This window comes from Cellvibrio chitinivorans (genome assembly GCF_035117775.1).
GTDB classification, from domain to species: domain Bacteria; phylum Pseudomonadota; class Gammaproteobacteria; order Pseudomonadales; family Cellvibrionaceae; genus Cellvibrio; species Cellvibrio chitinivorans.
This window is the reverse complement of sequence record NZ_JAYKKN010000003.1, coordinates 71,287-86,515: the sequence shown is the minus strand read 5'-3', so window position 1 is coordinate 86,515 and position 15,229 is coordinate 71,287. Positions and strand designations below refer to the sequence as shown.

General features: G+C 49.4%; 11 protein-coding genes and 1 pseudogene. 8 read left to right on the top strand and 4 right to left on the bottom strand.

The window, feature by feature from the left end:
• Window positions 1-47: 47 nt before the first annotated feature.
• From cysM to SPL68_RS10220, 5 genes are all read left to right on the top strand, one after another.
• Complete coding sequence (gene cysM, locus SPL68_RS10240) at window positions 48-938, top strand: cysteine synthase CysM (protein WP_323815039.1); 891 nt, start codon at window positions 48-50, stop codon at window positions 936-938.
• Window positions 939-1,030: 92 nt separating this feature from the next.
• Window positions 1,031-2,539 (top strand): 23S rRNA (uracil(1939)-C(5))-methyltransferase RlmD, encoded by a 1,509-nt coding sequence (gene rlmD / locus SPL68_RS10235; RefSeq protein WP_323815038.1) that lies wholly within the window; start codon window positions 1,031-1,033, stop codon window positions 2,537-2,539.
• Window positions 2,540-2,644: 105 nt separating this feature from the next.
• Entirely contained in the window at window positions 2,645-4,885 is a 2,241-nt protein-coding gene (gene relA, locus SPL68_RS10230; protein WP_323815037.1) for a GTP diphosphokinase, read from the top strand.
• A gap of 36 nt (window positions 4,886-4,921) precedes the next feature.
• Window positions 4,922-5,719 (top strand): nucleoside triphosphate pyrophosphohydrolase, encoded by a 798-nt coding sequence (mazG, locus tag SPL68_RS10225; protein WP_323815036.1) that lies wholly within the window; start codon window positions 4,922-4,924, stop codon window positions 5,717-5,719.
• A 229-nt stretch (window positions 5,720-5,948) separates the two neighbouring features.
• Window positions 5,949-7,175, top strand: coding sequence for an HD-GYP domain-containing protein (locus SPL68_RS10220; RefSeq protein ID WP_323815375.1), 1,227 nt, complete (start codon window positions 5,949-5,951; stop codon window positions 7,173-7,175).
• A 398-nt stretch (window positions 7,176-7,573) separates the two neighbouring features.
• Here SPL68_RS10220 and SPL68_RS10215 read toward each other — a convergent pair.
• Window positions 7,574-8,125, bottom strand: a pseudogene (locus SPL68_RS10215) (pseudouridine synthase); the annotation flags it as partial.
• Between the two features lie 228 nt (window positions 8,126-8,353).
• Between SPL68_RS10215 and SPL68_RS10210 the strand changes: the two are divergent.
• Entirely contained in the window at window positions 8,354-10,579 is a 2,226-nt protein-coding gene (locus SPL68_RS10210; RefSeq protein ID WP_323815035.1) for an NADP-dependent isocitrate dehydrogenase, read from the top strand.
• A gap of 101 nt (window positions 10,580-10,680) precedes the next feature.
• Here SPL68_RS10210 and SPL68_RS10205 read toward each other — a convergent pair whose 3' ends face one another.
• Window positions 10,681-10,935, bottom strand: a complete 255-nt coding sequence (locus SPL68_RS10205) for a cold-shock protein (protein WP_323815034.1) — start codon at window positions 10,933-10,935, stop codon at window positions 10,681-10,683.
• 303 nt (window positions 10,936-11,238) lie between these two features.
• Between SPL68_RS10205 and clpS the strand changes: the two genes are divergently transcribed.
• On the top strand, window positions 11,239-11,610 hold the full coding sequence (clpS, locus tag SPL68_RS10200; RefSeq protein ID WP_323815033.1) for an ATP-dependent Clp protease adapter ClpS: 372 nt from the start codon (window positions 11,239-11,241) through the stop codon (window positions 11,608-11,610).
• 107 nt (window positions 11,611-11,717) lie between these two features.
• Window positions 11,718-14,009 carry an ATP-dependent Clp protease ATP-binding subunit ClpA gene (gene clpA, locus SPL68_RS10195; protein WP_323815032.1) on the top strand — a complete coding sequence of 764 codons (2,292 nt, stop codon included), beginning with the start codon at window positions 11,718-11,720 and terminating at the stop codon, window positions 14,007-14,009.
• An 82-nt stretch (window positions 14,010-14,091) separates the two neighbouring features.
• On the opposite strand, the gene infA is transcribed toward clpA, so the two are convergent.
• Window positions 14,092-14,310 (bottom strand): translation initiation factor IF-1, encoded by a 219-nt coding sequence (infA, locus tag SPL68_RS10190; RefSeq protein ID WP_039916411.1) that lies wholly within the window; start codon window positions 14,308-14,310, stop codon window positions 14,092-14,094.
• A gap of 190 nt (window positions 14,311-14,500) precedes the next feature.
• Complete coding sequence (locus tag SPL68_RS10185; RefSeq protein WP_323815031.1) at window positions 14,501-15,208, bottom strand: arginyltransferase; 708 nt, start codon at window positions 15,206-15,208, stop codon at window positions 14,501-14,503.
• Between the last annotated feature and the right edge of the window lie 21 nt (window positions 15,209-15,229).

Below are 15,229 nucleotides of genomic sequence, written 5' to 3'. Positions count from 1 at the left end.
TGTTTGATTTACCCGCCTGTTATTTGATTTATCCACCTGAGGTCAGTATGGATTTCCCTACCATTGAAGCATTTGTTGGCAACACCCCGTTAGTGCGCTTACAGCGTTTGCCCGGTGTAACCAGCAATCGAATTTTAGTGAAGTTGGAGGGCAATAATCCTGCAGGTTCAGTAAAAGACCGCCCGGCGTTATCTATGATTAATCGCGCTGAGCAGCGCGGCGATATTAAACCCGGCGATACCCTGATCGAAGCCACTAGCGGCAATACCGGCATTGCCCTTGCGATGGTAGCGGCGATCAAAGGTTATCGCATGGTGTTGATCATGCCCGATAACTCAACCGCAGAACGCAAAGCCTCGATGCTGGCCTATGGCGCCGAGTTAATTTTGGTGAGTAAAGAAGCCGGCATGGAAGGTGCGCGCGATCTGGCTCTTAAAATGCAGGCCGAAGGCAAGGGCAAAGTATTGGATCAATTCGGTAATGCCGATAACCCACTTGCTCATTACACCACCACCGGCCCGGAAATTTGGCAGCAAACCGGCGGCACCATCACCCATTTTGTCAGTTCGATGGGTACCACTGGCACCATCATGGGCAGTTCGCGCTTTTTGAAAGAGAAAAATCCCGCAATTCAGATTATTGGCTTGCAGCCATCTGAAGGTGCGCAGATTCCCGGTATTCGCCGCTGGCCAGAAGCTTATCTGCCTAAGATTTATGAGCGCGACCGCGTGGATGGCATTGTGAGTATGCCGCAAGCATTGGCCGAGCAAACCATGCGTGAGTTGGCGCGTGTTGAGGGCATTTTCTGTGGTGTGTCATCGGGCGGTGCAGTAGCGGCGGCGCTGGAGTTGAGTCAGCAAGTCGAAAATGCAGTGATAGTGGCGATTATTTGCGACCGCGGCGACCGCTATTTATCTTCAGGGCTATTTAACGATTAGTGTTGTTAACGACTAATCTTGTTAGCAGTGAATTCTGATTAAGCCGTGCTGGTATTTGCATGGCGTTCTACTTCTTCCTCTCGGAATTATTCATGTCTTTTAAGAACGGCAACTCTGGTGGCAATAAGCCCGGCGGAAAAAAAGCGGGGGGCAAGTCATCTTCCCTCGGTCAAAAGCCGCGCGCTAAAAAAGCGGGCGGTAGCGTTTATGTGCGCGATGATGCGCCGCGCCGCAATCATGCGCGCGTTGAAGAGAAAATTCTCCCGCAAACCAACAAGCGCTTGGGCGAATTTGTTATTGATCGTTTGAGTCACGATGGCCGCGGTGTTGCCAGCCTCGACGGCAAAACCGTATTTATCGATGGCGCTTTGGTTGGTGAAAAAGTTACTGCGCGCTTGGTAGAAGATCATGCGCGCTTTATCGATGCCCGTATCGATCAACTCATCGATTGCTCATCTGAGCGAGTGCAACCTCCCTGCGAATACTTTTCCAGTTGCGGCGGTTGCCAGTTGCAATACATGCAACCGGACGCGCAGGTGGCGATGAAACAAAACGCGGTGCTGGAACAACTGAAGCGCTGGGGTGGGGTGGAGCCTAGAAAAGTGCTGCCGCCGATTACCGCTGGTGACCGCGCCTATCGCAGCCGCGCCCGTTTGGGTGTGTGGTATGAGGATGACGGCAGTGTGACTCTGGGCTTTCGTCAGCGCTACAGCAATGCCATCACCCCGATCAGCCAGTGCATCGTTCTCACGCCTGAATTAAATGCGCTGCTTGAGCCTTTGCATCAATGGTTGACCGATCTGCGCGCGGCAAAAGCGGTGACGCACATCGAACTGGTGAAAGGCCAGAATGCAATCGCGGCGATTTTGCGCCACACCAAAAAACTGGCTGATGCTGATTTGGCAGCACTGACGCAGTTGGCTGAGCAGCAGAATTGCACTATTTGGTTGGAACCCAACGGCAATATAGGATTGACCGATCTGGCCGGACAGCCCTGTGATCCGCGTTTGGACTATTCGGTCGAGAATTTGGAGCTTGGCTTTCATCCTCAAGACTTCACCCAGGTAAACCCGCAAGTGAACCAGCAGATGATTGCGCAGGCGCTGGATTTGATGGATTTAAAACCTACAGATCGTGCACTGGATTTGTTTTGTGGGATTGGCAATTTCACCCTGCCGATGGCGCAGCGGTGTGCGGAAGTGGTGGGAATTGAAGCGATTGAATCAATGGTCGAGCGCGGACGCGAAAATGCAGAGCGTTTAAACATCGACAACGCACGTTTTATCGCCGCCAATTTGGCCGATATGACCCATACTCAGTTACAGCGCTTGGGTGCCGGAAAAGAGCAGGGCATTGCCGCGATTTTGCTCGACCCGCCCCGCGATGGTGCAAAAGATATTATCGCCAGCATTTTACGGTTGGATGCCAGCAAGCAACTTTCGCCCAAGCGGATTGTCTACGTCAGTTGCAACCCTGCTACCTTGGCGCGGGATTCCGCATTATTGGCGGCAGCTGGCTACCGTTTGGAAACGCTTGGGGTGCTGGATATGTTCCCGCACACGAGCCACGTTGAATCTATGGCGCTGTTTTTGCGTAAGTAACTGTTGTTTGTAACCTAAAACTTGCAGCAGTCAGTGCGATTAATAACTGCGTAAAAATCAGAACTTAATAATAAATAAGCTCCTATTTAATTGAAGTAAACGCGTATGGTTAAAGTCAGAGCAGATCATCCCATCGCTGCGGATGGTCAAATCGATATTGATGCATGGATCAATCATCTCAACTTGGGTTACACCCAGTCCGAGGCCAGCCATGCCGAGCTGCGCCGCGCCGCCGAGTTAAGTTTGTCATTGGTGGATGTTCACGCCGATGACGATCACAACTGGGGCGAAGATTTCTCCTGTTTTCGCATTGGCCTTGAAATGGCCGAAATTCTGGCCGACCTGCAACTGGATCAGGATGCCTTGGTCGCCGCCATTCTTTACCGCGCAGTGCGCGAGCACAAAATCACCCTCGCTGATATACATACCCGCTTTGGCGATACCGTCAGCAAGCTGGTGAAGGGTGTGCTGCGCATGGCGGCAATCAGCTACCAGCGCAACGAAGAAGAGCGAGTGCTGGGCTCCCAAGCCGCCGAGCAGGCTGAAAAAATCCGCAAGATGCTTGTGTCTATGGTGGATGATGTTCGCGTCGCCCTGATCAAACTGGCGGAGCGTACCTGCGCCATCCGTTCGGTAAAAAACGCCGAGCCGGATCGCCGTCGTCAGGTGTCGCGTGAAGTTGCCGATATTTACGCACCTCTGGCGCATCGCCTTGGTATCGGCCATATCAAATGGGAGCTGGAAGATCTGTCGTTCCGCTACTTGCAACCGGACGATTACAAACGCATCGCCAAGTTGCTCGACGAACGCCGTTTGGCGCGACAGGAATACATCGACAGCTTGCTGGAGCGCTTGCGCAGCGAGCTGAAAAAAGCGGGTATTGAGGGCAGTGTTGGCGGTCGCGCCAAGCACATCTACAGCATCTGGCGCAAAATGCAGCGCAAGGGAATTCCCTTTTCACAGGTTTACGATATTCGCGCAGTGCGGATTCTGGTGCCGAGTGTGCGCGACTGCTACGCCGTGCTCGGTATTGTCCACAGCCTCTGGCGCAATATTCCCCACGAGTTTGATGATTACATCGCCTCGCCCAAAGAGAATGGCTACCGCTCCTTACACACCGCAGTTTGGGGGCCGGAAAACAAGGTGCTTGAAATCCAGATCCGCACTCAGGAAATGCATGAGGAGTCGGAGCTGGGGGTTTGTGCTCACTGGCGCTATAAAGGCACCGACACCAAAGCCGTGCAGGATGGCTACGAGCAGAAAATCGCCTGGTTGCGTCAAGTACTTGAATGGCATGAAGAGCTGGGCGGCGATTCCGAACATCTGCAGAATGACCTGCGATTGGTGAATCAGGATCGTATCTACGTCTTTACTCCTGAAGGACATGTGGTGGATTTGCCGCGCACCGCAACACCACTCGATTTCGCCTACAAAATCCACACCGACATCGGCCATCGTTGCCGCGGCGCCAAGGTCAACAACCGCATAGTGCCGCTCAACTACCAGCTGACCAACGCCGATCAGGTGGAAATCCTCACCGGTAAATTGGAATCGCCCAGCCGCGACTGGCTGAACTCGGCGCTTGGTTATGTAAATACTGGCCGTGCGCGCGCCAAAATCCAGCACTGGTTTAAACAGCAGGCGCGCGATAAAAACATCGCCGAAGGTCAGGCACTGCTCGACCGCGAATTCAGACGCCTCGCGCTGCTGGATTTGGACTTTGAAGAGCTGGCGAAAAAGCTGCGTTTTAACACGCTCGATGATTTGTATGCTGCCGTTGGTGCAAGTGATTTGGGTGTTGGGCAGGTATTAAACGCCGCGCAAAAACAGGTGGATGATGCCGACCCGCAACAGCCGTTGATTCCGTTTAAAACCAAATCGGCGCGCCAGAAAAAAGATTCGGACTTGTACATCGAAGGTGTGGGTAATTTGCTTACCCAAATCGCCAACTGTTGTAATCCGGTGCCGGGCGATGCCATCACCGGCTACATCACGCTGGGCAAGGGCGTGTCTATCCACCGCCAAGACTGTAGCAATATCCTGCAACTGCAAGCGGACGAACCGCAGCGCATCATTAAAGTCGAGTGGGGCAATGCGCCGCAAAGTTTCTACTCGGTTGATGTAGTGATCGAAGCTTACGACCGCTACGGTTTGCTCAAGGATATTACGGCGCTGCTGGACACCGAGCGAATCAATATTATCGCTATGCAAACCCTGTCGGATAAGCGCAAAAACACCGTGGATATGCAGGTGACGGTTGAAATTCGCAGCTTCGACGAGCTGAGCCGCATACTCACCAAGCTGAACCGCTTGCCCAATATCGCCTCTGCGCGCCGTAAGCATTAAAAGCCTCGGCGCAAACATTCAAAAGTGGAACGACTTGTGACTTATCAATACAGCATCGACGACTTGCTTTATTTAATGGCGCGCCTGCGCGATCCACAATCTGGCTGCCCTTGGGATATCAAACAGGATTACGCCAGCATTGCCCCGTCCACTTTGGAAGAGGCCTATGAAGTCGTTGATGCGATTGAAAAGCAGGATTTTGCGCATCTCAAAGAAGAGTTGGGCGATCTGCTATTTCAGGTGATTTTTTACAGCCAGTTAGGCAAAGAAGAAGACAGATTTGAATTTGCCGGTGTGGTCTCGGGCTTGGTCGAAAAACTGATTCGTCGCCACCCACATGTCTTTCCTGATGGCACCTTGCACAGTCGCATCGATAATCGCCACACCTTGCCCAGTGACGTAAAAGCGCGCTGGGAGGCGATCAAACAACAGGAACGTGCTGAAAAGGGCGCGCAGGGCATATTGGCCGATGTCCCGCTGAATTTGCCGTCGTTAAGTCGCGCGGCAAAACTGCAAAAGCGGGCAGCGAGCGTCGGATTTGATTGGGATGATGTCTACGGCCCCATCGCCAAAGTGCGTGAAGAATTAATGGAGGTGGAAGCTGAACTGGACTCAGGCGATGAGGTGGCGTTAGAGGAGGAGCTGGGGGATTTATTGTTTGCCGTAGTGAATATCGCGCGCTACCAAAAAATCGACCCGGAGCAGGCATTGCGTCGCGCCAACCAAAAGTTTGAGCGGCGTTTTCACTTTATCGAAACCAATAGCGTTAAACCTTTAGCTGAAACCAGCATAGACGAGATGAACCGCCTATGGGATCAAGCTAAAAAGCAGTGATTGACGCATAAATCAGCAAAATAAGTATAGAAATACAACTTCTTCATAGCGTTTTGTTACATGTGACCGGTTTCAAAAACAGCTATGCTTCATTAGCACCTAGCTTCATTAGTGTCTATGTAAATGCCCCTACTGCAACAATAAAAATACTAATCAAAGAACGAGGCCCTTGGGCCGAGGAGAATGGGAGCGACTTGAATTGGATCGGCGAGAAGTTAAGCCGGGCTATGTGGACAAGCAACTCAGCACCATCAAAATCCACATCTCTGAGCTAAAAATAGGCATGTTTGTGTCAAAGCTCGATCGCGACTGGCAAGAAACCCCATTTCTAATGCAAGGGTTTATGATCGAAAGCCTCGATGACATAGATATAGTCGCCGAATATTCCCAGCATGTATGGATCGACGCCGTACGCGAACATTGGATTCCGCCTGAAGAGCGCGGAGTTGCCGGTCCTGCAATTGCCAAATCCCGAACTTACATCAATAAAATCGAAGCCCAAAAAGAGCATGCAGCGGCATTGGGTGTATTTCGTGAAGCCAAAAAACTGACCAAAACATTGCTTGATGATGTGCGTTTGGGCGGTGTCGTAAATACCGAAGAAGCCAAGGCAACAGTGAAGGATTGTGTGAGTAGTATTTTGCGTAATGCAGATGCACTTATCTGGATGTCGCGCATGCGTAACGAGGATGAATATACATCTGAACATTGCTTGAATGTGTGTATTTTGGCTATCGCGTTTGGGCGTCATTTGGGTATGGGTGAGGCGGAGCTTGAAAAACTGGGGTTATGCGGTTTGCTACATGATGTAGGCAAGATGCGGGTCCCCCAGAATATTCTGAATAAGCCCGGTGAGCTAACTGAAAAAGAGTTCAATATCCTCAAGGCGCACACAGTACATGGGCGCAATTTATTAATGTCATCGCCCGGCGTGCCCAATTCCACTGTTGATGTTGCTTACAGCCATCATGAGCGGATTGATGGCACTGGTTATCCGCGCAAACTTAAAGCAGCAGGTATTTCGGATTTTGCTCGTATTATTTGTATTGTAGATGCCTATGATGCGATGACTGCCGATCGCTGTTATTCCCGCGCAATTCCGAGTACCGATGCGCTGAGGCGTATTTTTTATGATCGCGGTACGCATTTTGATGAGCGACTCGCCTTGGAATTTATTAAATGTGTGGGCTTGTATCCGCCCGGTAGCATCGTCGAGCTGGTGAATGGGTTGATTGGCATAGTGCTGGAGTCCAATCATCGCTATCGACACCTGCCCAAAATCATCACGGTTAAAGATTTGAATCAACCGCTTGAAAAAGAGCAGGTGATTAATTTGGATGAGGTAGAGAAAAAAACGCTGGATAAAAGTTTTTTAATCAAGCGTGCACTTTGCGATGGCAGCTACGGAATTCGCATTCGGGATTATCGCGAGAAAGGGCTGGCGTTCGTTTATTAATTTCTTTGTTTTTAATGTGAGAAAGGCGCCTGTATTGGCGCCTTTTTTATTTGCGTAAATCAATGATGCAATTAGTCTGGATTCACAATCCGTTTGGCTTTGGGTTTTTGAATCACCAGCGTTTTATGAGTGTTGGCTGCCGTCGGTTTCGCTGCGGGTGCAGATGGACGTTGCGCACGCCCTGCAGAATTACCCGGGCGGTTTCCATTTTTGTTCGCGGGCTTGTTAATGGGTGATGAGTTGCTCGGTGATGCCTTGCCCGATCTGTCGCCGCGTGTAGCAGAATCGCCTCTGCCGGATGGTCTGTTGGTCGATGGTTTACCGTTGGTTGAAACCTTGCCAGTCGGCGAACCAGTACGTGCGCGCGGTGATTTGTTTGTGGTCGCTTTACCCATTGCCGACTTAGGTACCTGCACATTTTCGACTTTGTGCTTCCCTTGCTCTATCCCCTCTAATGTCCAGTTGCCAATTTTTACCCGCACCAAACGCAGGGTAGGGTGACCAACGGCAGCAGTCATGCGGCGCACTTGGCGGTTGCGGCCTTCGGTGATCACAATTTCCATCCATTGGGTTGGTATGTTAGCGCGCTCGCGGATCGGCGGCACTCGCTCCCAAAGTTTGGGGGTGGGAATCAAGCGCACTTCAGCCGGTTGTGTCATGCCGTCATTCAATTCAACGCCCTGACGCAACTTGGTTAGGGCATAACTGTTGGGCGCCCCCTCTACTTGAACCCAGTAAGTTTTGGGCTGTTTGTGGGCTGGGTGGCTGATGTAATGCTGCAAATCGCCATCATCGGTGAGCAGCAGCAAACCTTCCGAATCGTGATCCAAACGCCCGGCGGGGTAGACGTGCGGGATTTTGATGTAGTCCTTCAGTGTCGGGCGACCTTCGCCGTCAGTAAATTGCGAGAGCACGCCGAAAGGTTTGTTAAAGAGAATCAGAGAAGCCATAAATATCGATACAACCAAGTGATGGAGCGGGGAAAAAGCGGATTCTAGCCGAGATTGATCCTCCAGCCATAGTAACTAAACCATGCATAAACCCGTGTAGGGGTGTAGAATCGCCCGCGCTCTGGCAAGGGGGAGTTCCCTGTGGCGGGGCTCTTTTTCTACATTTTCATATCGTTAATGGCAATGCTCACAAGGCCGAGCCGCATGAATTGATGGAGCCATCTTTAAATGACAGATTCAAAAATTATTTATACCCAAACCGACGAAGCGCCAGCTCTGGCAACCTACTCCTTACTCCCCATCGTCCAGTCTTTCACCAAATCTTCCGGCATCGCCATCGAAACCCGCGATATTTCCCTTTCAGGCCGTATCATCTCTGCATTCCCAGAGTTGTTGACCGATGCTCAACGCATTGGTGACCATTTGGCTGAGTTGGGCAAACTGGCGACTACGCCAGAAGCAAACATTATCAAGCTGCCAAATATCAGTGCGTCTATTCCACAGCTGAAAGCAGCGATCAAAGAATTACAATCTCAAGGTTACAAGCTGCCTGATTACCCTGAGAATCCTGCGAACGATGCAGAAAAAGATGCCAAAGCGCGTTACGACAAAATCAAAGGCTCTGCGGTAAACCCGGTTCTGCGTGAAGGTAACTCTGACCGTCGCGCACCTTTGTCAGTTAAAAACTACGCGCGCAAGAACCCACACAAGATGGGCGCTTGGGCTGCTGATTCAAAATCCCATGTTGCACACATGACCGCTGGCGATTTCTACGGCAGCGAAAAATCAGCGCTGATTGCCGATGCGGGCAACTTGAAAATCGAATTGGTTGCTAAAGATGGCAGCACCAAAGTATTAAAAGAAACTGTGAAAGTGCTGGCTGGCGAAATTATCGATGCGTCTGTACTGAGCAAAAACGCACTGCGCACCTACATCGCTGCGCAAATTGAAGATGCTAAAAACACGGGTGTGTTGCTGTCAGTTCATCTGAAAGCCACCATGATGAAAGTGTCTGACCCGATCATTTTCGGTCACTTTGTTTCTGTGTTCTACGCGCCAGTGTTGGAAAAACACGCGGCAGTGTTGGCTGAGCTGAAGGTTGATCTGAACAACGGTATTGGCGATCTTTACGCCAAAATCAAATCCCTGCCTGCTGACAAGCAAGCGGAAATCGAAGCTGACATCAAAGCGCTTTACGCTACTCGCCCTGAATTGGCGATGGTGAATTCCGACAAAGGCATCACCAACCTGCACGTACCAAGCGATGTGATCGTTGATGCATCTATGCCAGCAATGATTCGCGACTCAGGCAAAATGTGGAATACCGCCGGTAAGCTGCAAGATGCTAAAGCCTGTATTCCGGATCGCTGCTATGCAGGCATCTACCAAGTGGTTATCGACGACTGCAAAAAGCACGGTGCATTTGATCCAAAAACCATGGGCAGCGTGCCTAACGTTGGCCTGATGGCGCAAGCGGCAGAAGAATACGGTTCACACGACAAGACTTTCCAAATTCCTACTGACGGCGTAGTGCGTATTGTTGATGCAGCAGGCAAAGTGCTGATCGAACAAGCGGTTGAGCAAGGCGATATCTTCCGTGCTTGCCAAGTAAAAGACGCGCCAATTCAGGATTGGGTAAAACTGGCTGTTAATCGCGCGCGCGCTTCCAGCACTCCAGCGGTGTTCTGGTTGGATCCAAAACGTGCTCACGACGCGCAACTGATCGCCAAGGTAAATACTTATCTGAAAGATCACGACACTTCAGGTCTTGAGATTTACATCAAGACTCCAGAAGAGGCGATCCAATACTCGCTCGACCGTATCCGCGCTGGCAAAGACACTATCTCTGTGACCGGTAACGTACTGCGCGATTACCTCACTGACCTGTTCCCGATCATGGAATTGGGCACTTCAGCCAAAATGCTGTCTATCGTTCCACTGATGAACGGCGGCGGTCTGTTTGAGACGGGCGCAGGTGGTTCAGCACCTAAGCACGTTCAACAATTTGTTGAAGAAGGTCACTTGCGTTGGGATTCTCTGGGTGAGTTCTTGGCGCTGGCGGAATCTTTGGATCACTTTGGCAATGTGGCTAACAACGCTAAAGCCAAGGTGTTCGCTAAAACTTTGGATCAAGCTAACGGCAAATTCCTCGACGAAAACAAGTCACCAGGCCGTGCGGCAGGTGAATTGGATAACCGTGGTAGCCACTTCTATTTGGCACTGTACTGGGCGCAAGCTCTGGCTGCACAAACTGAAGATGCTGCGCTGCAAGCCGAGTTTGCTCCTGTTGCAAAAGCCTTGACTGAAAACGAAGATAAAATCGTTGCTGAGTTGAAAGCTGCATCAGGCAAACCAGTTGATCTGGGTGGTTACTACCGTCCAGATGTTGCCAAAGCTTCTGCAGCGTTGCGCCCAAGTGCAACATTTAACGCAGTGTTGGCAAGCTTGAACTAAGTTTTCACAAGTTAAGAAAACACCGAAAGCCCCTTGTAGCAATACAAGGGGCTTTTTATTGGGAATTACTCTTGCTGTTTTAGCGGGTAGGCACAGTTTTATCAGGCCGGCACTGTACTCGTTCGCTCACCCTGAGCCATAGATGCCTCATTCGCTGGCGCTGTGATATTCACAGCGTGTAGCCCCTTATCACCCTTGGTCACCTCAAAGGTGACAGGCTGACCGGCTTTGAGGGTTTTGTAACCCTCCATTGAGATGGCGGAGTAGTGTGCAAACAGGTCTTCGCCGCCTTCATCTGCGAGGATAAAACCATAGCCTTTTGCATTGTTGAACCATTTAACTGTGCCAGTTGGCATAATTGGAGTCCTTCTGCCCAAGTGATGCCCTTGAAAAACATCACTGTCGTTATTATTGTCCCAAGTACAGCTATTGCTCGGGGTTGGACGAGATGTGTTTAACGCTGAAAGTCGTTAATAGATTGAAATAGTGCTTTTATTTGAACTCTGTGCTGCATTTGTGTGCAGGTGCGTTCTTTTTTTATCCAACAACAGCGCCAAAGTCAAGCATTTATCTCGAAACTGTCTCATTAGGGCTTGTTATACCTATGCGTTACAATGTCGCCAAGCAATCAAACATTTTCACTTTTCTATTGAATCTCTATGGGCAATCTCCAAATCCTTCAACTAACCTTAGGTAAAGACGACGATCACTCTGCTGATGAATCTGACGGCGATTTAGCTGTCTTAACGTCCAAACCCAAGTTAAAACGGCCACCCATGTACAAGGTGATGTTGTTAAACGATGACTACACACCAATGGATTTTGTGGTCGAAATTCTGGAAATATTTTTTTCCATGACGCGCGAAAAAGCAGTTCACGTAATGTTAACGGTGCACAATCAAGGTAAAGCAGTTTGTGGCATCTATACTCGTGATATAGCTGAAACAAAAGCGGCGCAAGTAAACGAATATGCAAGAGAAAATCAACATCCACTGCTGTGTGAAATCGAAGCGGTTGAAGAAGATGAGTAAAGGGTATTGCCAAGATGTTCAGGCATTGTTCAGCGAGTGATGGTTTAGATTAGGCTTGGCAACTGCTGAAAGATTTTAAGTTTGTTGGTTAGATGAGGGTAAGCGCGATGCTAAGTAAAGATCTTGAAGTAACTTTAAATCTTGCTTTCAAAGGTGCGCGTTCCAAGCGCCATGAATTTATGACGGTCGAGCATTTGTTATTAGCGCTCATCGATAATGACTCTGCAGCAAATGTGTTGCGCGCGTGCGGGGCCGATTTAATCGGTCTGCGTAAAGAGTTAATCGAGTTCGTTGACTCAACTACTCCACTGATTCCCGAAAATGATTCAGAGCGTGAAACCCAGCCAACGCTCGGATTCCAGCGTGTTTTACAGCGTGCAGTATTTCATGTGCAATCATCTGGTAAGCAAGAAGTTACCGGTGCAAATGTGTTGGTCGCTATTTTTAGCGAGCAAGAAAGTCAGGCGGTTTATTACCTCAAGCAACAAAGTATTGCGCGTATCGATGTGGTGAATTACATCACCCATGGTATTCATAAGGTGTCCGGCAATTCAGATCACGCTCAGGATCATAATTCTGCACAAGAGAATCAGGATGAAGAAGTTTCATCGGGTGAATCGACTGCGCAAAGTCCGCTCGAAAATTTCGCGTCCAACTTAAATGAAGCTGCTATGCAGGGGCGAATCGATCCATTAGTTGGTCGTGAATTTGAGGTTGAGCGTGTATGCCAGATTTTATCGCGCCGTCGTAAAAACAATCCGTTGTTGGTAGGTGAGTCGGGTGTTGGTAAAACCGCTATTGCTGAAGGTTTGGCCAAGCGCATTGTCGATGGTGAGGTTCCTGAAAATCTGGCAGATAGCGTAGTTTATTCGTTAGATATGGGTGCGCTTTTGGCGGGGACAAAATATCGCGGCGATTTTGAAAAACGTTTCAAAAGCTTACTTAATGAGCTTAAAAAACAACACAACTCGATTCTGTTTATCGATGAAATTCACACCATTATTGGTGCAGGTGCTGCATCTGGTGGCGTGATGGATGCGTCCAATTTATTAAAGCCATTATTGTCTTCCGGCGAAATTCGTTGCATGGGTTCAACAACTTATCAGGAGTATCGCGGTATTTTTGATAAAGACCGTGCCTTGTCGCGCCGCTTCCAAAAAGTAGATGTGAACGAGCCTACTGTTGAAGAGACTTACCAAATCCTTAAGGGGCTGAAAAGCCGTTTCGAGAAACACCATAACTTGCGTTACACCGATGCTGCTTTGCGTGCAGCTGCTGAGTTGGCTGAGCGTTATATCAATGATCGCTTCCTGCCAGATAAAGCAATTGATGTGATTGACGAGGCGGGCGCCTACCAACAGTTACAATCTGCCAGTAAACGCAAGAAAACCATTGGTGTAACTGATGTAGAAAATGTGGTTGCAAAAATTGCACGTATTCCACCAAAAAGTGTGTCTTCTTCAGATAAAGAACAGCTGCGCAAGCTGGATCAGAATTTGAAGATGACTGTGTTTGGTCAGGACGAAGCAATTGATACGCTTTCTACCGCAATCAAATTATCACGTGCAGGTCTTGGCTCTGCCGAAAAACCGATTGGCTCCTTCTTGTTTGCCGGGCCTACCGGTGTAGGTAAGACGGAAGTCTCCCGTCAGCTTGCTCAGTGCATGGGTATGGAGTTGGTGCGTTTCGATATGTCGGAATACATGGAGCGCCATACCGTATCTCGCTTGATTGGTGCTCCACCTGGTTATGTTGGGTTTGATCAGGGCGGCTTGTTAACTGATGCCATCACCAAGCAGCCTCATTGCGTGCTGTTGCTCGATGAAATCGAAAAAGCACATCCAGAAGTCTTTAACTTGTTGTTGCAGGTTATGGATCACGGCAGTCTTACTGACAACAATGGCCGTAAAACTGACTTCCGCAATGTCATCTTGATTATGACTACCAACGCCGGTGCAGAAGTAATGAGCCGTGCGTCGATTGGCTTTACCCATCAAGATCACACGACTGATGGTATGGAAGCGATCAAGAAAATGTTTACACCTGAGTTCCGTAACCGTTTGGATGCGATTGTTCAGTTTGCATCGCTCACGCTGAATACCATCAAAACTGTGGTTGATAAGTTCTTGATGGAGTTGCAAACCCAGTTGGATGATAAGCACGTTACTTTGGAGATCAGTGATGAGGCGCGCGAGTGGCTCGCTATTCACGGTTACGATGTAAAAATGGGTGCTCGCCCAATGGCTCGTTTGATTCAGGATAAACTGAAAAAGCCGTTGGCCGAAGAAATCCTATTTGGCTCGCTGTCGCATGGTGGTGGTACTGTGGATGTGAATGTTGATCCTGCAGAGGATAAATTAATCATCGATGTGAAAGCCAAACATGCACAGCCAGCTTAGCCGGTTTAAGTTAATGTTTGTGAAACGCAAAAAGCCGCACTAGTGCGGCTTTTTGCTTATAAGTGGACGTTAAAAGATGGAATTAACGTGCGCGATAGGTGATACGACCTTTGGTCAGGTCATAAGGAGTCATCTCAACTTTAACCTTGTCACCTGTCAGAATGCGGATGTAGTTTTTGCGCATTTTTCCAGAAATGTGAGCGATTACTACGTGCCCATTCTCCAGTTTTACACGAAAGGTGGTGTTGGGCAGGGTATCAACCACTTCGCCATCAAATTCAATGCAATCGTCTTTTGCCATGCGGCAGTTTCCTCAGGTTTTCAACAGATCTTTTCCGTTACACATCAGTGTAAGGAGGGGGGTAAAAAAATAGGCGTGAATTGTGCCTTAATTAACCAGCGGCGCCAAGTAGAAAGGTAGGAAAAGCGGGGTTTTGAGGATTTTATCGCTTCGAATCGCTGCAAATCTGAGCAAGTTTCAATCGGGGTCTTCAGTTAAGTCGCATCCAGCGACGATTCACCAACAAATCCAGTGGGCGATACTGGATCTTGTAGTTCATTTTTTCGCACTCTTTAATCCAATATCCCAAATAAAGGTAATCAAGCCCAAGGTCTTTAGTTTTTTCGATTTGCGCGAGTATGGCAAATTTGCCCAAGCTGCGATGTTCCTCCTCAGCGTCATAGAAGGTATACACTGCAGAAAGGCCGTCCCCCAGCTGGTCGCATACAGATACTCCGATCAGGCGATCTCCCAGACGAAATTCAATAAACTGGGTGATTCCCCATTCGCTGGTTAGAAATGCTTTGTATTGCTCTTCAGACGGAGGGTACATATCACCGTCTTGATGGCGACTCTCGATATAACGCGAATAGAGGCTGTAATGCTCTGGTGTGTTGATGTTTTGGGTGATATGCAGCGATAAGTCGCGATTGCGCTGCAAACAGCGGCGCTGTGAGCGATTTGGCTTAAATAACTGAACAGGGATGCGACAAGATACGCAGGCCTGACAGCGCATGCATTGTGGGCGATATAAATGAGCGCCACTCCGGCGAAAACCAAGCTGTGATAACTGGGTATAGAGTGATGGGTCTATTGCCGCCTCGGGGTCGACAAAAACAGTCGTTGCCTCTTGCCCATCAAGATAGCTGCAGGGGTGTGGTTGGGTAGCGAAAAGCTTGAGGGTAGAGAGGTCAGACATAAATGCCCCATGCAATCCCGG